This is a genomic window from Saccharopolyspora ipomoeae, assembly GCF_029952525.1.
GTDB classification, from domain to species: Bacteria; Actinomycetota; Actinomycetes; order Mycobacteriales; family Pseudonocardiaceae; genus Saccharopolyspora; species Saccharopolyspora ipomoeae.
Genome location: NZ_JASAOF010000001.1, coordinates 454,289 through 472,584, shown reverse-complemented (window position 1 = coordinate 472,584; position 18,296 = coordinate 454,289). Strand labels below are relative to the sequence as shown.

The following is an 18,296-nucleotide window of genomic DNA, read 5'->3' as shown; positions in this document are numbered from 1 at the left end:
GAACCACCGGATACGGCACGATCACCACACCTTCGGTCGATCTCGGGTCTCCGAACTCTCGTGGGGTGGGGGAGCGCAGTTTTCATGAAAACTTCCCCACTCTCGAAACGTCAGCTCGTGAACAGGGTGATGATGTTGTTCGGGGTGCTGAGGCAGAGGTTGAGGACGTCGCGGGATTCCGGGGCTGTGGCGTGGCTTCGGGTGAACATCTCCTGCTCGAAGACTGCGATCGCGGTGTCGGGGTCGTCGTGGGTGGTGAGGGCTTTGGCGAGCTCGGCGCCGTCGTGCAGGGCGAGGTTGGCACCTTCGCCTGCCGGGACCATGAGGTGGGCGGCGTCGCCGATGAGCGTGACACCCGGTGCGTGGTCCCAGCGGTGGTCGTCGGGCAGGGTGTGCAGCGGTCGCAGCACCGGGGCGGTGTCGCCGTCGGTGATCAGGGCGCGGAGTTCCGGTGCCCAGCCGTCGAATTCGGCGGCGACCCGGTCGCGGAGCGGGGTGGTCGAGTCGATCCACTCCTGGGGGACGCGCAGCTGGGCGTAGGTGTGCAGGGTGCCGCCGGGTTCGCGGTGGGCGGCGATGCCCTTGCCCGGTGAGGGGACGAACAGGGAACCGTCGCCGACGGCCCGAGCCGTGGCGGGGTGGCGGGTGTCGGCGTCGAGCAGGTACGTCTCGACGAACACCACGCCGGCGTAGGCGGGGGTGGCCGGCGACAGCAGCGGGCGGACGCGGGACCACGCGCCGTCGGCGCCGACCAGGAGCTCCGAGGTCGTTCTCGCGCCGTGGGCGAAGGTGAGCTCGTGCCTCCCGCCGCCGAGCGGGCGGACCGAGGCGAGCTTGTGCCCCCAGCGGACGGTCCCGGGCGGTAGCGAGTCGAGCAGCATCCGGCGCAGGGCGCCGCGACGGACCTCCGGGCGTCTGCCCAGGCCGTCGTCGGGCTGGTCGAGCAGCACCGCGCCGTCGGTGCCCAGCACGCGGGTGGCCTCGGCGCCTTCGAAGATCAGCTGCTGGAACTCGTCGAACAGGCCCGCGTCCTTGAGCGCGAGCTGTCCGTCGGTGTCGTGGATGTCGAGCATGCCGCCCTGGCCGCGGGCGGTGGGCGAGTCCTCGCCTTCGTAGACGGTGACGGGGATGCCGTGGACCTGCAGGACGCGGGCGAGGACGAGCCCGCCGAGCGCTGCTCCGACGATGGTGATCGGTGGTGTCATGACGCCTCCTTTGGAACGCTGTTCCATCCGAGTTTGGAACGACGTTCCAACGTGTGTCAAGATGGACCCATGCCGGGAAGCGCACATCACACCGGACGCCGCTCCGACGCCCTGACCAGGCAACGCATCGTCGAGGCCGCCGTGGCGATCCTCGACGCCGAGGGGGAGCGGGGCCTGAACTTCCGCAGGCTCGGCCGCGAGCTGAGCACCGGCCCCGGCGCCCTCTACCACCACGTCGCGGGAAAGGACGAGCTGCTCAGCGCCGCGACCGAGGTCGTGCTGGCCGACGTCATCCCCACCGGCGACGCCCGAGGCGACGACGCCGTCCGGGAGGTCGCGCTCGCCGTATTCGACGCCATCGACGCTCACCCGTGGGTGGGCACGCAGCTCACGCTCACCCCGACCCACCCGACGCTGCTGCGGATCTTCGAAACCCTCGGCGGTCACGTCCGGGCTCTCGCCATGCCCCGGGCCGCCGAGTTCGCCGCGGCTTCCGCGCTGCTCAACTACGTCCTCGGTGTCGGCGGCCAGAACGCCGCCAACGCGCGGATGGCTCCCACCGGCAGCCGCGGCGACTTCCTCGGCGCCGCCGCGGCCACCTGGTCGCAGCTCGATCCCGCCGAGTTCCCGTTCACCCGCGACGTCGCCGACCAGCTGCGGGAGCACGACGACCGGGAGCAGTTCCTGGCCGGGATCGATCTGATCCTCGCCGGCATCCGCGCGTCCGGAATCACCCGCCGATAAAGATCTGGTTGAGCATGATGATTCCTGCTCAATCCGGTCGTTGGACCCCTGACCGACACCCGATAGGGTCAACGGGTGAGGAGTTCGGAGGGTGCATGACCGACGATGCTCCGTTGCTGGGCGGGCGGTACCGGCTGGGTTCCCGCATCGGCGGCGGTGGGATGGCCGACGTGCACCGGGCGATGGACACCCGACTGCAGAGGTTGGTCGCTGCCAAGGTGTTCCGCTCGGCGACCGATGAGCTGGGGCGCAAGCGCTTCGCCGAGGAAGCCAGGATCCTCGCGGGATTGAGCCACCCGGGCCTGGTCACCGTGCACGACTTCAGCTCCGACGAGGACGAGCTGTTCCTGATCATGGAACTCGTCGAGGGCGGCACGCTGGCCGACGTCGCCGAGACCGGCCCGATGCAGCCCGAGGACGTCGCCGACGTCGGCGGCAAGCTCGCCGACGTGCTGGCCTACGTGCACGGCAACGACGTGGTGCACCGCGACGTCAAGCCCACCAACGTCCTCATCGGCAACGACGGGCGCGCGTTCCTCGCCGACTTCGGGGTGTCACGGCTCGCCGACGCGGCCGGTCGGCTGACCGACTCCGGAATGGTCGTCGGCACCACCACCTACATGGCGCCGGAGCAGGTTTCCGGTGGTGACGTGGGATTTCCCGCTGACGTGTACGCGCTCGGGCTGGTGCTGCTGGAGTGCGTGACCGGACGGGTCGAGTACCCCGGCGGCCCGGACGCCGCCGTGGCGCGACTGGTCCGCCCGCCGCAGGTCCCCTACGGCATCCCGGCCCGGTTGCGGCGCGGGCTGCTGGCGATGCTCGCCGCCGACCCGGCGCGCCGGATCACCGCCGAGCAGGCCGGCGACCTGCTCAGCGGCCGCACCACCGAGGTCCTCGCCCCGGTCCCGGCGCCCCTGCCCGTCGCGCCGCCGCGGGTTCCGCCGCAGCGGGTGCAGCGTCCGCCGACGGAGTCGATGCCGGTCCAGCAGCAGTCCGCGCGGCCGCCGCTGGCGCCGATCGCCGCCGGGGTGCTGGTGGTCGTCGCGGCCCTCGCGCTGGCCGTGGTGCTCTGGCCCTCGGCGACCGAAACCCCCGAGCTGCCACCGGTTTCCGGAGACCCCGGGCCGGACCGGCTGCCCGCCGACCTGGAGAACCTGGAGAGGCTGGTGCGCGGATGAACCGGCTGCTGCCCGCGGTGGTGCTGGTCGGGTTCGCGCTGGTCGGATGCGGTGACGATCCGCAGGTGCGCGCCCAGCTCGGTGCCCGCGTCGCCGAGGTCAAGGCCGCCGCCCTCGCCCACAACCGGCTCGACGCCGAAACCGCCCTGGTCGCCCTGCACCGCGACATCGCCGAGGCGGTCGCCGACGGCACCCTCGACTCCGACAGCGCCGGCTCCATCATGGCCGCCGCCGACCGCGTCGCCGAGGACGTCCGAGCCCTCCCCGCCCCGGGCTCGGCCCCCATCACCGTCACGGTCGAACCCGAACCCCGCGCCGAGGACAAGAAAACCCGCGACAACGACGGCTGATCCCCTTCCCTCGGACGAAAACCCCGGTATTCACGCGATGAATGTTGCGGTTTTCGCGCGATGAATGTTGCGGTTTTTGACGCGGCGAGCGACTTTCGCGTTTCCAGGGTTCAGTGGTTAGGCGCGTGGCGTTGCACGCCACCAGGTCACGCAACCCGCCGTTCGGCGAGGCGAGTACTCGTGATCAGCACGAGGAGATCGGAGGTGGGGATCGCGGCGACCAGCGCGGAGAACTTGCCGGATGAAGGGCGACCCCGTCCCTTCCCGTGCTCATCTTACAGGGGGCAGGGGGACTTGCGGCAAGGCCCGGGTCGTGCCGCACAATGCTCGACCTGTGCCGGGACCTGCGCAAACGCGGTGCACGGCTGGGGGAATCGATCACTGGTGAGGGGCACGTGTCTCAACACGAGGAAGAACTGCGGTCCGAGCGCGCCCACGTGGCCGGGCTCTACGAACGACTCGACGCCGAACGCGCCCGCGTCGACACCCGCTACCGGCAGGCCCTGCGCGACACCTCCACGTCGCCGATGGAACGCGACGTCGAGGTGCGCGCGCAGGCCCGCGAGCTCCAACGGCTGGGCGTCGCCGACCACGGTCTGTGCTTCGGGCGCCTCGACGCCACCGATGGGGAACGCCGCTACATCGGCCGGATCGGGCTGTTCGACGCCGATGACGACTACCGGCCGCTGCTGCTGGATTGGCGTGCCCCGGCGGCGCGCCCCTTCTACACGGCTACCGCCGCCCACCCCGAAGGCATGCGCCGACGCCGGCAGCTGCACAGCCGCGGTCGGCGGATCACCGGTCTCACCGACGAGGTCCTGGGCAGGCCCGACGGCGAAACCGCTGGTGACGCAGCACTTCTCGCCGCGGTCAACGCACCGCGCGGCGAGGGGATGCGCGACATCGTCGCCACCATCCAGGCCGAGCAGGACCGCATCATCCGCTTCGACCACCCGGGCGTGCTGGTCATCGAGGGCGGACCCGGCACCGGCAAGACCGTCGTCGCGCTGCACCGCGTCGCCTACCTGCTCTACACGCAGCGGGAGCGGATGGAGCGCAGCGGCGTGCTGGTGGTCGGGCCGAATCCGCAGTTCCTGAACCACATCGGCCGCGTGCTGCCGTCGCTGGGGGAGTCCGACGTCGTGTTCGCCACCACCGGCGACCTGCTTCCCGGGCTGCGCGTCACCGCCGAGGACGCGCCGGAGATCGCCGAGCTCAAGGGCTCGTTGAAGATCCTCGACGTGCTGCGCGCGGCCGTCGCCGACCGGCAGCGACTGCCTGAGCAGCCGTGGGAGATCGAGCTGGAGGACGTGTCGGTCCGCATCGACGCCGCCACCGCCGAGTGGGCCCGCGAGGAAGCTCGCGACAGCGGCCTGCCGCACAACGAGGCACGCGCGGTGTTCGTCGACGTCGTCGGCTACGTGCTCACCGAACGCGCCACCGCCCGCATCGGCCGCGGCTGGCTGACCAGGGAGGACGAGGAGTGGGGGAACGTCAGGGAGGAGGTGCGCGCAGAACTGGCGGAGCACCGCGGCCTGCGCGAGGCGATCGACGCGCTGTGGCCGGAGCTGACCCCGCAGCAACTGCTCGCCGAGCTCTACACCTCCCCGGAGCGGCTTCGCGCGGTCGGCGCCGAGGCGCTGCTGCGGGGTGATGGCGAGGTGTGGACGGTGTCGGACGTGCCGCTGCTCGACGAGCTCGTCGACCTGCTGGGGGAGGTGAAAGCGCCTGCAGCCGAGGAGGATTCGGAAGCCGAGTACGCCGCCGGGGTCCTGGAGATCCTGCAGGTCGAGCGCCACGACCTCATGGACGACGAGGACCACCTGCTCGCCCAGGACCTGCTGCACGCCGAGGACCTGGCGGAGCGCTTCGTCGAGCGCGACACCCGCGAGCTGGCCGAACGCGCCGCCGCCGACCGCGACTGGACCTACCGCCACGTCGTGGTCGACGAGGCCCAAGAGCTGTCCGAAATGGACTGGCGAGTGCTGATGCGCCGCTGCCCGAGCCGCTCGTTCACGGTCGTCGGCGACCTCGCCCAACGCCGCTCAGCCGCAGGCGCCCGCACCTGGGCCGCGATGCTGGACCGCTACGTCCCCGGCCGCTGGGCCTACCGCGAGCTCACGGTCAACTACCGGACCCCGGCGGAGATCATGCGCCTCGCCGCAGGCCTCCTCGGCGAGTTCGCACCCGGAGTCACCCCACCGGACTCGGTCCGCTCCAACGGCGTAGAGCCCTGGTGCCGCCAGGTCGCGGTTTCCGAAATGAGCGGCGCCATAGCGGATTTCACGTCCGAGGAGTCCGAACGCGAAGGGACCAGCGTCGTCATCGGCCCACCCGGCATCCCCGGCGCGGTCACCCCGACGGCCACCAAGGGCCTCGAATTCGACGCGGTCCTGCTCGTCGAACCCGCCGAGATCCTCCGAACCCCACGAGGAGCCGCAGACCTCTACGTGGCCCTCACGCGCGCGACGCAACGCCTCGGCATCCTCCACACCGGCCCGCTCCCCGACGTCCTCCGCACTCGCGAGGGGTGACCCGATTTCAATGGAAGTCGGGAACCTGATTCCCATGGAAATCGGGACACCGACTTCCATTGAAATCGGAGAACCACAGGTCAGGTCACTGCGCGAGGCGGCTGCGGAGGAGGTCGAGGCCGGGGCCTTCGAGATCGGGGAGGGCGACGGTGCGGCCGGTGATGGCGAGGGTGAGGGCTTCCGACGGGCCGCGGAGTTCAGCGCCTTCGCCCCAGCTCCAGTCCTGGTCCGCGGCGGTGAGGCGGAGGCCCGAGAGGCGGTTGGCGGGGAGGAAGGCGCGGGCGCTGCTCCTGGTGGTGAGGAAGTCCAGGGCCGGGCGCCACGAGGCGGGTGGCGGGTTGACGTCGAGACCGAGCGGCCTGGCCGCGTCGCGCAGGTGGATGCAGGTGTCGGTCATCGGGCCGTGGGGCCCGACGATCGGCACGTTCAACCGGTTGCCTGCGAGTCGGCGCAGGCCGGACACCAGCTCGTCGGTGGGGCGCTGCGCCCACTCGCGGGTCTGCTCGTCGACGTACCCGTCGAGGTCGCCGCGGTAGCGAACGACGGTGCGCAGCACCCGAAGCCAGTTCAGCCGGGTCTCCAGCGGAGCGAGCATGTGCGCCGCCACCTCCCGCACGGTCCACCCGGCGCACAGGCTCGGCGTCGTCCACTGCTCCGGTGTCAACGACGCGAACATGTCGGCGGCGAGCCGCCGGTTCTCCTCCGAGATCCGGAAGAGCTCTTCGAAGTCCTGGTTCACGCCCGGACCCTACGACACCTCCCCGACACCGACCCCCGATTCGGCTGAGCTCCCGCAGCGGCGAGAGGCTCACCAGAGGACAGTTTTTCCTCGAATCACCCGTGATCAATGTCCGTTTCGCCCGGACAGTTCTCACTGGAACCGTCCCCTGGCGAGGCCCACGAGCAACCGGGCCACCTCCGCGGGCGTGGTGATCATGCAGTCGTGGCCGGTGGGCAGCTCGTGAACGACCGCGGGAGAACCGTTGGGCTGGACGGAGGGGACGGGGCGGCGGTCGAAGTCCTCGGGGACGTCGGTGCAGTGGATGTGGGCGCGGGGGATCGCCCGCGTGGCGGGGTTGTCGAGGCGCACGGGTTGCTGCAGCGCACCGACCGATTGGTCGGAGAGCATCGAGCTCAACCACGCCAGGTCGTCGGGATCGGTGACGCCGAACAGACCCTCCCCGTTGGCGCCGGCGAAGCCGTCGACCGGAGGTGGGACGCGGAATCCGCTCTCCGAGCGCAGCGCGAGGTCGATGGCCTTCTTCGCCTGCGGCATCACGTCGGCCGCCGTCTCGCCGTCCTCCGGGACCATCGCGTCGAGGTAGATCAGCTGCGAGATCCGCTCCGGGACCTGGTTGGCGGCGTCGGAGATGACCAGCCCGGCGTAGCTGTGCCCGACGAGCACCACGTCGTGCAGGTCCTCGTCGAGGATCAGCCGGACCACGTCGTCGGAGTGGGTGCGCACCCCGGTCTCGGGCGTGAGCAGGTGCGCGGTCTCGCCGTAGCCGGTCAGCGTCGGGGTCAGCACCCGGTGCCCGGCCAGCAGCGGGACCACCCGGTCCCAGGCGTGACCGGTGTGCCAAGCGCCGTGGACCAGCAGAAACGTGGACATGCATGCCTCCTGGGATGGACGTGCCCTCCACGATCGGGCTGCCGCGCGACCGGAACCAGAGCCCCCGCGATCCTGGGGGTGGCAGGACCAGGCACGGCCCGCTCGGCCCGCCTACGCTGGAGGGGTGGCCGAGGAGAACCTGCTGGGCGAGTTCGTGCGCGCACGGCGCGAGCTCGTCACTCCCGAGCAGGCCGGGATTCCGGTGACCGGCGTGCGTCGGGTGCCCGGCCTTCGCCGGGAGGAGGTCGCGATGCTCGCCGGCATCAGCGCCGACTACTACCTGCGCCTGGAGCAGGGCCGCGACCGCAACCCGTCGGTGCAGGTCCTGGAATCGCTGGCGCGCGTCCTGCGGCTCGACGACGATGCCACCGAGCACCTGCTGCGCCTGGCGGCGACCAAACCGCTGCGCAGGACACCGATGCCGGAGCTCCGGTCCAGCACGGCGAAACTCCTCGCATCGCTGGCGCTTCCGGCGTTCGTGGAGACCAGGTACATGGACGTCCTGGCCGCCAACCGGCTGGCCACCGCGCTGTCGCCTCGTCTGGTTCCGGGGACCAACCGCCTTCGCGACATGTTCCTGGACCCGGCCGAGCAGGACCTCTACCCGGACTGGGAGGCCGATTCGGTCAGCGCGGTCGCGGGCTTCCGCAAGTCGGTCGGCGCGGAGACCCACGACCCCCGCTACGCCGAGATCGTCGGCGAGCTCAGCCTCGCCAGCCCCCGCTTCAGCAGCATCTGGGCCCGCCACGACGTCATCGTCTGCGCGGCCGCGCCGATGCGCGTCGCCCACCCGCAGGTCGGCCACCTGGTCCTCAACCGCGAGCGCCTCGGCGTCGAGGGGAGCCCGGGCCAGGCGCTGGTCATCTTCCACCCCGACCCGGGTACCGACAGCGCCGAGAAGCTCACCCTCCTCGGCACGACCTCGGTCGCCGCCCGCTGACCTCGCGATCTCCCGCTCGGAGGTGAGGGCAGCGGACAGTTTTAGTGAGAACTGTCCGGGCGAAACGGACATTGATCATGGGTGATTCGAGGAAAAACTGTCCCCGGCCGACGGGAAGCCGCCCCGGGAGTGAAGAGACGTGAGAACCCCCGCGAAACCGCCCTACCTGCGGATGATCTTGATGATGATCTGGCCGACGATGAACCAGATCAGCGCCGCGAGCGCGTAGTTGAGGACCACCCCGAGCAGGGCGTCGTCCGGGGTGAACACGTCGCCGAGGCCGAGCACGAAGGTCTGGGCGAGGGTGTAGATGAACGACACGAAGCCGTTGCCCTGGTTCGCGTCGAGCACCACGAACAGCACGTGCAGCGCGAACACCAGCACCACGATCGACACGACGATCCGCACGATCCGCGCCACGGTGTCGCCGACCTGCCCCGGGCGTCGACGTCGTTCGTAGGGGTCGCGGTAGTCGCGGTCGTAGCGGTAGTCGGCGTCCCGCCGGTCGTACGGATCTTGCGGCCCGTAACTCATGCCGCGCATTGTCACCGCGATCACCAGCGACAACAAGTCGAGCGTTCGGGTGGTTCGCGGCCTCGACCGTGCCCTGACCCGCTACCAGTCGAAGATCTCGGGGTGCTGCTGCGCCTCGAAGCGGAGCCGGTTGAGCTCGTCGGCGAAGAGCTTCGTGTGCCCGCGCCCCAGGCACACCACAGCGCTCAGCGTGGAGAGCGGATTGACCCACATCCGCTTTCGGAACGGGAAGACCCCGGTCTTGTACTGGCTGGTCATCCGCATCCCGCCGACGAAGGTCCCACCGCACAGCGCACACGCCGGATACCGGGACTGAGGAGCTGGCGAAGTCATGCCCAGATGCTTATCAGGGTCGAGTGGGGATGTGCTGCGGGATCCGCTGAAAAGCGGTTTGCCGTGGGTTCTCGGTCGATAGCCTGCCCGTGAGTCGATCTTGGGGGCGGGTGCTGTGTCGGGTGATGCGTGGAACGTCTCGCTGAACATCATCGCCAGCGTGATCACGGGTTCGGCCGTGTGGTTGGTGACCAAGGCGCTGGCCTTGCGCAAGACGCGGCGGATGCAGGTCTTCTTCGGTCTGACCGGCGGCGATGAGTGCCTGGTGGTCGTACCCCGGCACGCCTCGTCGAACCGGGACCGCAGCGTGCACCGCAACGACGCGGCGGCGCTGCTGGAGCTGTCGACGGTGCTCGGTGACTGCCGGGCCAGGCCCGAGGTCGTCTTCCACGACGACGTCTACCAGGGCGCGGCGGACAAGGCCGAGTTCTGCATCGGTGGCCCCGATGCCAACCACCGCACCGCGGCCCACCTGCGCTCCGCGGTGCCGAACCTGCGCCACGCGCTGTACGAGGACGACCCGGAGGGCGTCACGATCAGCGTCGGCGAGCGCCGCTTCCCGGTCGAGATGGGGCGCGCGGAGTACGTCGCGCTGGCCAAGATCCAGCGCGAGCGCGATGACAAGCCGGCGTTCCTGATCTGCGGCCAGACCTCGGTCAGCAACCGCGCCGCCGCCCGCTACCTCCAGCGCAACCACACCCGCCTGATGCGGACCTACGGCCTGCGCAAGCGCTTCTGCCTCATCCTGCGAGTCGTCGAACCCGGCACCTACGGTCCCAGCGTCGTGGAACTGGCCCACGACGCCACGTTCGAGGCGTTCACGACGTCGTGACCTGGGGGATTCCGGTGACTGCGCAGTTCTCATGAAAACTGCGCCGACTGCAGGAGCCACTGGCTGAGCGGGTGCACGAGGTAGCGCAGCGAGTACGCCTCCCAGATCGCGCCCACCACCAGGAGCGCGAGCGCCGGGAGGGCCAGGAGGCCGAGGTGCCGGAGCCCCCGGGCGTAGCCCTGTCTGCGGGTGGTCGCGCCTGGCGCCACCCAGGCTCGTCCGAGCAGGAAGCTGCCGAGGAGCAGCAGGACGTAGGCCTGGAGCTCGATGATGATCGTGAGCGAGTGGGGGATCATCGCCACCGCCGCCTGGGGCGTGACCGGTGCCAGCGTGATGCCCGTTTCGACGGCCCAGTAGGCGAAGAAGGCCAGCCCGGCGAAGGGCACCACCAGCGACGGAACCACGATCGTGAGAAGGCTGAGGCGGAAGACGTTCACCGCGAGGATCACCAGCGCGAACAGCGGTGGCGTGTGCACGAGCTCGGTGACCAGCCCGGCCGTGCCGTCGTCGACCAGAGCGGCCGCTTGGGTCTCGTTGAGCTCGGGGAAGAGCATTCCGACGACGAGCCCGACGAGCGTGAGCCCGTACGCGCCGGCGTTGATGATCAGATAAGGGCGCAGGTTTTCCCGTATGAGGTGGAAAGGACGTCGCCGCAAGGGAATTCGGTGCGATATCAGCTGCTCGGGTTCGTGAGTCGTTGACGGCATGTCGCGCTCCTCTCGGCTCCGGCTCGGCGGATCCGATCCGGACACGTGCGACTAGTACGCTGTAATACAGCCGAGCGATACGCTAACACAGCGTGATAGAGGAAGTGGCATGAGCGATTCCAGCAAGGGCGATACGCGGTCGAAGATCCTCATCGCCGCGGCGACGATGCTCGGCGAGGACCCGACCGCCCGCCTCAGCGTGCGCGCGGTCGCAGCGCGCGCGGGCGTGAGCACCGGCTCGCTGCGGCACTTCTTCCCGACCCAGCAGGAGCTGATCGACACCGTCGTCGCAGGCCTGCAGACGCTCGACGTCCCGGACGATCCGATGGCGGACACCTCGCGGGGTCCGGCCGAGCGACTTGAGGCATGCCTTCAGCTGCTGCTCGCTGCCACCGGCGCGGGAGATGAGGCGCGGCGGACCCTGACCTCTCTGCACGACGCCTACGTCGCCTCACCTCCGGCGGAGGACTCGACCCACGCGTTCCTCGCGATCGAGCGCCTCGCCGTGGACCGCGTCGAACGCTGGCTCGCGGTGCTGCGCGCCGAGGACGCACTCGCCCCCGGCGACCTCGAACAACAGGCCCGATTCCTGCTCACGGTCGTCAACGGCCTCTCGTTCGAGCGCGCCTTCCCCGGCGCGCACAGCCGCATCGGATTCGAGAAGCACACCCTCGCGCTCGCGGTCACCGCTGTGCTCAACGACGGAGCCGCACCGCGCTGAGGCGCACCCGGCCGGGTGCTTTGGTGGGGGTGGGGGAAGTTTTCATGAAAACTGCGCCCAGACCCGTTCACGACGAGGGCAGGACTCGGTAGTGCAGGTGCGTGACACCGGGTGCGTCGAGCACGCGCATCAGTTCGAACTCGACGTGGTCGGAGCCGAACAGCCGTCGTCCCTCGCCGAGGACCACTGGAATCAGGTGGATCTCCAGCTCGTCGAGCAGGCCCTCGCGCAGCAGCGACTGCGCGAGGGAAGCGCCGTGCACCATCACGTTCGCGTCCCCGGCGGCAGCCTTGGCCTCGCGCATCGCGGTCGCGACGTCGGGCACGTAGTGCACCCAGCCGCTCTGCGGCTCCGGCGGAGTGCCGCGGGTGGGCACGAAGATCGGCACGCCGTGATGATCACCGTCCCAGCGCCCGGCGTAGTCGAAGGTTTTCCGGCCGACGACGACAGCCCCGGTCGCCATGACCTCGGCGAACACCTGCCCGCTCACCCCAGGCGGGTCGAAGTGCGGATACCCCGCAACGGGCTCGCCGAGCCACTCGTGAAGCCGAAGACCACCGTCACCGAGCCCGTTCCCCGGCCCGTCCCCAAGCCCGGCGATGAACCCGTCCAACGACATCGACATGTACAACACCGACTTCGCCATGCGCCCCTCCAACCTCGGGTGTGTCCAGGTAGACCACCCCAACCGAAAGAACTCATCGGTGCAGGTCGCTCACCGGAGCGCGCGTGATGCGCAGCAGCGGATCATCCGAGGACCGCGTTCACGACAACTGCGCTCGTGGTGATGAGGACGATCGCGAGCAGCAACCACCCGGCCTTGGCCAGCTGCTGCCGTGGTGATGCTTCGGCGGCAGAGCGTGTCCGGTGGTCGAGGGACTCCATGCGGAGCACACACCCCAGGGCCGCGAACCAGAGCACGGCAGCGGGCAAGAACGCCCAGTGGAACGCGAGGCCGGCGATGAGCAGGCCCGCGCAGATCGGAGTGAACGTCGCGATCCACACCACCCGCAACCAGCGGCGTCGCGCAGGAGTCGCGGACTGCATCGGCATGACACCCTTCCCCTTCGGCCGAGTCAGCACATTTCGGGTGGATGAGCTCGGGACGAGCCCGTGGCTGCTGGGCTTAGAACTGAACGCTTGACGGTCGTCAGCGATGCCTGGTCGTTCACGGGGTGCCGTTGCGCTCCGTGACTCGCTGCCGCTCCTCAGGGCTGAGATCGAACTCGACGCGGGATCCGTCGGCCCAGCGGACGGTGGTTTTGGCGATCTTGAGTTCGGGCCGATCCTGTCGAGACGACCGCCACACGACCTGCGGTCCGTGATCGCTCGTCGTCATCAGCGTGACTTGGGATTTGGACCAAGCGAGCCACAGGCTGCCTTCGGATGCACGGACGGCGTCGGCGAAAGACGGCGTTGTGCATGCTCGATCTCCGTGAACGGAGACCTGACGGGCACGCCGTGAGTGGAGCTGGATCCCGGCCTCGGCGAGGAGGCTGAGGAACAGCATGACGGGAATGTAGAGGATGGCGAGCGGTGCCATGACGATCATCTGCAGGACCCGCGTCGCTCCCGTGCTCTGCTGTGTTCCATTTCGCCTGCGGCCCGGTACGTCGTAGACCACCTTGCGGGCTGCGAAGTGGATTACGGACGTGGATTCGCCTGCGAGTTGCGCGGCGGTCCTGCGGGCCAACTCGCGGTCTTGTTCGTGGAAACGCGCACTGTCGGATTCTTGTGCCATGTCAACCGCTGAGCGGCTCCCATCCGAACGTGTCGAAGATTTCGAGGCCCAGTACACATACTCGCTCCCAGTCTGGGAACGAGTTGGTGATGACGGAGACTGCCCCATTGGCGCCTTCGGCGATTTTCTTGATCCCGTCCTGCCACCGGTCGCGGAAGTCCTCGGCTGCGCTATCGATACCGAGGCTTCCGAGGTCACGACCGCGTGCATTGGCCAGCTTGTTGTTGGCGTCGGTGATGCTGTCGGCAGCGCGATCGAGATCGTTCACGAGCCGGGTTAGCTTCTCCATGTTGACGCGGAAGCCGTTGGCCACGCCTGATCACCCAATCAATGCGGTCGTTGACGTCGGGTCAAGGTAGCAATTGGCCCGATACCTGGGGGTCGTGGCACGGAGCACAGTCCAGGTTGTCCGCTATGTATTTGGTGCTTGATTTATCGATAGGAAGGTGTTCTGACGGTTCCGGTCGTTCCGCAACTGATGAGCAGTTCGTCCTGGTCGGCGCGGGGCGCCTAGCCGGTCGCATCCTGGCCAGGTGCGCCGCGATGTGGATGTCTGGTGATCTTCCCGGATGTAGGGTGAGTGGTCGAGACGATTCTGATTGGCGGGTTAGCCGTGACTCTCACACCTCCCTGGACGCAGGGCAGCGGATCCGCGATGGGGACGAGTCGAATTGGGAGGCTCAGCGATGATTCCGGTTGTTCTGCAGCCGCCTGAACGCTTCGTCCAGGTCGCTCCGGACAAGCTGCGAAGCGTGCGGACCCGGTCGGCACTGGTCGGGCTGATGGCCATCCCGTTTTCGTTGATCATCGGTGCAGTCGGGGTGCCGTGGACCTTCTTCCTCCCGACTTCCTACGACCCGCTGAGCTTCGTCGTGGCCGGAATGCTCGGTGTCACGTCCCTCTTCTCGCTCCTGATCGGGGCGCTGGCGCTCGCCAGTCGGGGATGTGTGAAGACCGGGCAGCTCAACGTCACCTCGTCCGGGAACTTGCGTCGCGCGGCCTTGGTCTTCTGGATCGGCAACTTCGTGACCAGTGGTTTCGGCCTGGCTGCGATGGTGCTCGTGGTTTCGACGTCGGGAGGATCGAGCTGGCACCCGCCCGTCGAGTTCCGCGGCGAGGTTCTGGCGTACCTGGTCCTACTGGTTCTGCCTGCCATCGTCGGCGGCGCCGCCTGGATCACGATGACGCGCACCCTGCGTCCGTGACGCTGCCTCGGACACCCCGCCAGCGCGTTCTCGTTTTGTGGGGTGGGTGAGGTTTCAGTTGAAACCCCGGTTTGGGGGCGTGGGGAGGCGGTGCAGTTTTCATGAAAACTGCGCCTCGACAAGATCACGGGTGTCAACCTCTACGTCGGCGTGCCGAGTGTTTTGGCGACTTGCTGTGCGAAGTCGAGTGTGGCGGCCTGCTGGGCTTGCGGTGGGATGAACTGCGGGTCGAAGCCGTGATTGCCCCGGCTGGAGTACTAGTGCGGTGGTGCCATGCCTCCGTACGGATTTGGCCAGGCCTGTGGCGGTGTTTTTGGTGGTCGAAGGTGGACCCAGCCGATGACTGCGTTCAACGCTGACAACAGGAAAGGTGCCAGGAGCAGTACGAGATACCCGATGGTCTGCCCGTTGATCTCGAGTCGCTTTGCGGGCTCCCAGCTCTGCGATGCACCCACGGTCGCGACGAACATGACGGCTGCGATTCCAGAGGTGGTGAGTGCTGCGGCAAAGAGAGCCCCGAGAGCTCGCCGCGTGTTAGCGGCGAACGTCAGGTTCAGGTAGTCATCTGCTGCGCTGAAGCGTCCAGTGGTCAAGGCGGCGCATGCGCAGAAGCAGAAGAAGGCTGAGAGGATTCCCATGAGAACGTTGATTCCGGTGGTGCCGACAGTCGCAGCGGGGAGTTCGCTTCGTTGTGTGTAGATCGCCACTCCGAGCACGGCACTTGCCGCAAGTGATGTCAGCCCGACTGACGGGCAGATCCACCTGATCTTCTTGGCCTGCAGGGGTGCGAGTGGAACCGCACCGCCGTGCTGTGAGGGGCGGGGATACGGCGTTTGCGGGAAACCTGTGCTCATCCGTTGTACCGCCATTCGGACCGGTCCCCGTCGGTGACGCTGCCGTCGCCGATGTCATGGGACGACTTGGGCCAGGTGCTGCCAACGTCGTGAATCTAAGTAGCCACCGCGCTTCGAAACCAGCTTGGGCGGAGACGACGTCGTTACTGGCCCGTCGCCGCGATGCGGTCCTTTGCTGCTTGTGGGAGGTGGCAGCCGGTGTTGCCGGACAGCGAGATGTTGTTGCCGCCGGACAGGCCCCACGTTGCTCGGAAGCCGTCGAGGGCGGTGATGTGGTGGTCGCCGGGCTTGGTCGAGAAGACGCGGGGCGGTGCGAAGCCGTACGAGGCGCCGATGTCGGTCGCGATCCGCTGAGCTTCAGGCCATTCCTCTTCGGGAAGCGTGCCGAACGCGACCCAGATCCCGAGCTCCTGCGTTTCCAGGTCGTCCTTGTACGCGTCGAACTCCGCGCAGCCCGAGCGCAGGACGTCCTCGGATGTCTGCCACTGCATCCACGGGAATCGCGCGGTCAACGCGTCGCGCATGCGAGCCAGCATCTCCTGGTAGCGCGCAGAGGCTTCCTCCATGCTCGGACGTCGCATCAACTCGGCCTGCTGCTCCTCGATCGAGCCGCCGTGCTTCGAGATCACGTCATTTCCTCCGCAGGCTCCGAGTAGCACGGATACGAGTAGCAGGAGAGCTGAGCGCTTCAAGACCGAAATGTTCATCACCATCGTTTCGACACGTCATCCGAGCGAGTCGACGACCTCGTCGTCATGGCCGGCAACGACCCTGCTGACGTTGTAGTGACTCGTGGTTCCTCTATCGAGATAGCCTTCGCCGCCGCCGGTGTTGTGACCAGAGGAGTCTCGTAGCTGACGGCCATCAGGGGTAACCGTCTCGTCCGTGGACAGGTTGTCAACGGAGGGCATGATTGTCGGATCAGCACCGAACCAAGGCGCTTTGGCCACGAGGTCACCCGAGGAGTCCAGGTTGTAGGTTCGTTCGTCAGGGACCTCAAGATCGCCCGAGGTACCGACTCCGGGAGAGCCCATCACGACTGCCGAGCCCACCCCCGTGCCCTCGTGCTGGAGCGCATAACCGGTAGTCGTAGATCCGTATGAGTGTCCCAAAGCCACCAGATGGGGATCGTCCGGACGCGATTCGTTGACCCCTCGATAGAAGTCTGCCAATGCGTCCCCTCCTTGCCTCGCAGCTGTGGAACCGAGAACGGAGTCCGTTGGCTGAAGCGTCTCATCGAGCTGGGGAGCTTCGTAACCCATCCAGGTCACGGCGGCCACACTGCCGCCTTCCCTGGCCACGACCCGTTCGGCTTCACGCTGAACGCCGGCCATGGACTGGTCGTAGTCGCCGAGGCTGCCTTTCTCCACTGCGCTTTCGAGCCCGGGCGTGAACACGGCGACGTTGCTGGCTTTGTCCACATCACCGATGGCGACCGCGGCTTTCATCCGCTCGCCGGAACTGTCCATCACGAGGAGCTGACGGTCACCGCGGCCGACCACGGTCTCGATTTCATGCAGTGACTTGAGCTTTCCGTCAACGCGGTCGAGTTCGCGCTGGTCGTTGGCACGCTGCAGACCACCGCCTGGGCCCGGGTAGTTGCCGTTGATCTTGGCTCGGAGACGAGATGCGTCAGCTTGAAGCATGACGCGTTCGTCGTCGATGCGGTTGACATTGGCGGTGTGGCGAATGCCCGCAGGGATGCCGTCCATGTTGCCCAGCCAGCCCGGGGGCGATTCGGCCATTGCCGCCTGCGTCGATGCGGGAAGCGAGTTCCACCAGCGTGCGTTGTCGGCCGGGCTACCTGGGGGTGGCGGTTCGATCGTCTCTCCAAGACCGCGTGCGTCACCGGCTGCCGCTGCCTCGGCGAGGTTGGCGGCGTCGGTCTCCATCAGGTTGAGGTCGGCGTCGCGCAACACCTTGGTGAGTTCGGAGTCCGCGTCCTTCGCTTGCTGAAGTAGTCGCTCGACACGGTCCTCCAGCTCGGGGCGCACTTGGTGCTCGCGGTGAAAGTCCTCGTCGTAGTCCTGGTCGCCGGGCCCGTGCTCGGCGCCTCGGAGGTCTTCGATCCGCCCGTTGTCGGTGATCTTGAACTGGTAACTGCGTGCCAGGGCGTCGGCTTCCTCGAGCTGGCGACGTACGGCCTCGACCTCTGCGACGGTGGCGATCAGGGCGCGCCGTACAGCCGCTACTTCCATGACCAGCTCTTTGAGCTGATCCCCGAGCGCCTTGTGGCGTTCTTCGGCTGCCTTGGCCGCATCGCCTTGCCAGTTGGCGGGACGTCCCGCGGTGAGTTCGTCGTCCAGGCGGACAAAGCGGTCCTCTTCGCGCTTGAGGTCGTCGACGGCTTCGTCCAGCGTTTCCGGCTTCCACTTGCGGACATCGGCGATGGTCGGCATCAGCGGCCACCTGCCGAGCGCAGGTCGGATGCTGCGCCCTGGTCACCCGAGGAGTACTGCTCGGCGCTCGCCTGCAAGGCGTCCACGTGTTCACCAGCGGATCGGCACCAACTTTGGACCGACGACGTCCAGCTCCGACCCGTGCTCGACGCGGCCGGTGCCGAAGTCGATCCGGGCAGTGCTTGCGCGATCTTGTCGGTCGCGGAATCGAGCTTCGACGCCCGGGCCTGATCGGCCCCGGAGCGAGTTGCCTCGGCGGACTTGTGCAGCTCGTCAACGAGCACGTGAACAGTCATTTACCCCTCCCCAGCGGCCGGGACCATATCAACGTGGGGCCAACGCGAGGTGTGATTTCCCCGAGGTCACTCGGGCGGAGGAGCGATGCCTGCTTTGGTCGGTGTCGAGAT

Annotated in this window: 22 protein-coding genes; 8 read left to right on the top strand and 14 right to left on the bottom strand. The window is 68.1% G+C overall.

Annotation, left to right across the window (positions count from 1 at the left end):
* Window positions 1-110 precede the first annotated feature (110 nt).
* Window positions 111-1,205, bottom strand: coding sequence for an FAD-dependent oxidoreductase (locus QFW96_RS02295; RefSeq protein ID WP_281453780.1), 1,095 nt, complete (start codon window positions 1,203-1,205; stop codon window positions 111-113).
* Window positions 1,206-1,274: 69 nt separating this feature from the next.
* On the opposite strand from QFW96_RS02295, the gene QFW96_RS02290 reads away from it, so the two are divergent.
* The 4 genes from QFW96_RS02290 to helR all read left to right on the top strand — a co-directional run bounded on the left by QFW96_RS02290 (window position 1,275) and on the right by helR (window position 6,011).
* A complete protein-coding gene (locus tag QFW96_RS02290) occupies window positions 1,275-1,949 on the top strand; it encodes a TetR/AcrR family transcriptional regulator (RefSeq protein WP_281453779.1) in 675 nt (224 codons plus the stop codon).
* Between the two features lie 95 nt (window positions 1,950-2,044).
* Window positions 2,045-3,127 carry a serine/threonine-protein kinase gene (locus QFW96_RS02285; RefSeq protein ID WP_281453778.1) on the top strand — a complete coding sequence of 361 codons (1,083 nt, stop codon included), beginning with the start codon at window positions 2,045-2,047 and terminating at the stop codon, window positions 3,125-3,127.
* Complete coding sequence (locus QFW96_RS02280; protein ID WP_281453777.1) at window positions 3,124-3,477, top strand: hypothetical protein; 354 nt, start codon at window positions 3,124-3,126, stop codon at window positions 3,475-3,477. Before QFW96_RS02285 ends, QFW96_RS02280 begins: the two co-directional genes overlap by 4 nt.
* 395 nt (window positions 3,478-3,872) lie before the next feature.
* Window positions 3,873-6,011, top strand: a complete 2,139-nt coding sequence (helR, locus tag QFW96_RS02275; RefSeq protein ID WP_281453776.1) for an RNA polymerase recycling motor ATPase HelR — start codon at window positions 3,873-3,875, stop codon at window positions 6,009-6,011.
* Between the two features lie 85 nt (window positions 6,012-6,096).
* Here helR and QFW96_RS02270 read toward each other — a convergent pair whose 3' ends face one another.
* Window positions 6,097-6,750, bottom strand: coding sequence for a maleylpyruvate isomerase family mycothiol-dependent enzyme (locus QFW96_RS02270; RefSeq protein WP_281453775.1), 654 nt, complete (start codon window positions 6,748-6,750; stop codon window positions 6,097-6,099).
* Window positions 6,751-6,882: 132 nt separating this feature from the next.
* Window positions 6,883-7,623 carry an alpha/beta hydrolase gene (locus QFW96_RS02265; protein WP_281453774.1) on the bottom strand — a complete coding sequence of 247 codons (741 nt, stop codon included), beginning with the start codon at window positions 7,621-7,623 and terminating at the stop codon, window positions 6,883-6,885.
* Window positions 7,624-7,747: 124 nt separating this feature from the next.
* On the opposite strand from QFW96_RS02265, the gene QFW96_RS02260 reads away from it, so the two are divergent.
* Entirely contained in the window at window positions 7,748-8,563 is an 816-nt protein-coding gene (locus QFW96_RS02260) for a helix-turn-helix transcriptional regulator (RefSeq protein WP_281453773.1), read from the top strand.
* Window positions 8,564-8,725: 162 nt separating this feature from the next.
* On the opposite strand, the gene QFW96_RS02255 is transcribed toward QFW96_RS02260, so the two are convergent.
* Both QFW96_RS02255 and QFW96_RS02250 read right to left on the bottom strand, forming a co-directional pair.
* A complete protein-coding gene (locus QFW96_RS02255) occupies window positions 8,726-9,097 on the bottom strand; it encodes a hypothetical protein (RefSeq protein WP_245776163.1) in 372 nt (123 codons plus the stop codon).
* Window positions 9,098-9,178: 81 nt separating this feature from the next.
* The gene (locus QFW96_RS02250) at window positions 9,179-9,430 is read right to left on the bottom strand and encodes a hypothetical protein (RefSeq protein WP_281453772.1); all 252 of its coding nucleotides are present in this window, start codon (window positions 9,428-9,430) and stop codon (window positions 9,179-9,181) included.
* Window positions 9,431-9,545: 115 nt separating this feature from the next.
* Here QFW96_RS02250 and QFW96_RS02245 point away from each other — a divergent pair, with 115 nt between their 5' ends.
* Window positions 9,546-10,262, top strand: coding sequence for a hypothetical protein (locus QFW96_RS02245; protein ID WP_281453771.1), 717 nt, complete (start codon window positions 9,546-9,548; stop codon window positions 10,260-10,262).
* 29 nt (window positions 10,263-10,291) lie between these two features.
* Here the strand turns inward: QFW96_RS02245 and QFW96_RS02240 are convergent, their stop codons facing one another.
* Complete coding sequence (locus QFW96_RS02240) at window positions 10,292-10,969, bottom strand: stage II sporulation protein M (RefSeq protein WP_281453770.1); 678 nt, start codon at window positions 10,967-10,969, stop codon at window positions 10,292-10,294.
* Window positions 10,970-11,078: 109 nt separating this feature from the next.
* Here QFW96_RS02240 and QFW96_RS02235 point away from each other — a divergent pair, with 109 nt between their 5' ends.
* On the top strand, window positions 11,079-11,690 hold the full coding sequence (locus tag QFW96_RS02235; RefSeq protein WP_281453769.1) for a TetR/AcrR family transcriptional regulator: 612 nt from the start codon (window positions 11,079-11,081) through the stop codon (window positions 11,688-11,690).
* A gap of 67 nt (window positions 11,691-11,757) precedes the next feature.
* Here QFW96_RS02235 and QFW96_RS02230 read toward each other — a convergent pair whose 3' ends face one another.
* The 4 genes from QFW96_RS02230 to QFW96_RS02215 all read right to left on the bottom strand — a co-directional run bounded on the left by QFW96_RS02230 (window position 11,758) and on the right by QFW96_RS02215 (window position 13,744).
* On the bottom strand, window positions 11,758-12,336 hold the full coding sequence (locus tag QFW96_RS02230) for a dihydrofolate reductase family protein (RefSeq protein ID WP_281453768.1): 579 nt from the start codon (window positions 12,334-12,336) through the stop codon (window positions 11,758-11,760).
* A 101-nt stretch (window positions 12,337-12,437) separates the two neighbouring features.
* Window positions 12,438-12,743 carry a hypothetical protein gene (locus QFW96_RS02225; protein ID WP_281453767.1) on the bottom strand — a complete coding sequence of 102 codons (306 nt, stop codon included), beginning with the start codon at window positions 12,741-12,743 and terminating at the stop codon, window positions 12,438-12,440.
* Between the two features lie 115 nt (window positions 12,744-12,858).
* Entirely contained in the window at window positions 12,859-13,431 is a 573-nt protein-coding gene (locus QFW96_RS02220; protein ID WP_281453766.1) for a hypothetical protein, read from the bottom strand.
* A gap of 1 nt (window position 13,432) precedes the next feature.
* Window positions 13,433-13,744 carry a hypothetical protein gene (locus QFW96_RS02215; RefSeq protein ID WP_281453765.1) on the bottom strand — a complete coding sequence of 104 codons (312 nt, stop codon included), beginning with the start codon at window positions 13,742-13,744 and terminating at the stop codon, window positions 13,433-13,435.
* A 373-nt stretch (window positions 13,745-14,117) separates the two neighbouring features.
* Between QFW96_RS02215 and QFW96_RS02210 the strand changes: the two genes are divergently transcribed.
* Window positions 14,118-14,636: a hypothetical protein gene (locus QFW96_RS02210; protein ID WP_281453764.1), complete on the top strand. Its 519-nt coding sequence runs from the start codon at window positions 14,118-14,120 to the stop codon at window positions 14,634-14,636.
* 257 nt (window positions 14,637-14,893) lie between these two features.
* Here QFW96_RS02210 and QFW96_RS02205 read toward each other — a convergent pair whose 3' ends face one another.
* From QFW96_RS02205 to QFW96_RS02190, 4 genes are all read right to left on the bottom strand, one after another.
* Window positions 14,894-15,343, bottom strand: a complete 450-nt coding sequence (locus QFW96_RS02205) for a hypothetical protein (RefSeq protein WP_281453763.1) — start codon at window positions 15,341-15,343, stop codon at window positions 14,894-14,896.
* Window positions 15,344-15,633: 290 nt separating this feature from the next.
* Window positions 15,634-16,119: an LppA family lipoprotein gene (locus QFW96_RS02200; RefSeq protein WP_281453762.1), complete on the bottom strand. Its 486-nt coding sequence runs from the start codon at window positions 16,117-16,119 to the stop codon at window positions 15,634-15,636.
* Window positions 16,120-16,215: 96 nt separating this feature from the next.
* Window positions 16,216-17,889, bottom strand: coding sequence for an alpha/beta hydrolase (locus QFW96_RS02195; RefSeq protein WP_281453761.1), 1,674 nt, complete (start codon window positions 17,887-17,889; stop codon window positions 16,216-16,218).
* Window positions 17,889-18,185, bottom strand: coding sequence for a hypothetical protein (locus QFW96_RS02190; protein ID WP_281453760.1), 297 nt, complete (start codon window positions 18,183-18,185; stop codon window positions 17,889-17,891). Before QFW96_RS02190 ends, QFW96_RS02195 begins: the two co-directional genes overlap by 1 nt.
* Between the last annotated feature and the right edge of the window lie 111 nt (window positions 18,186-18,296).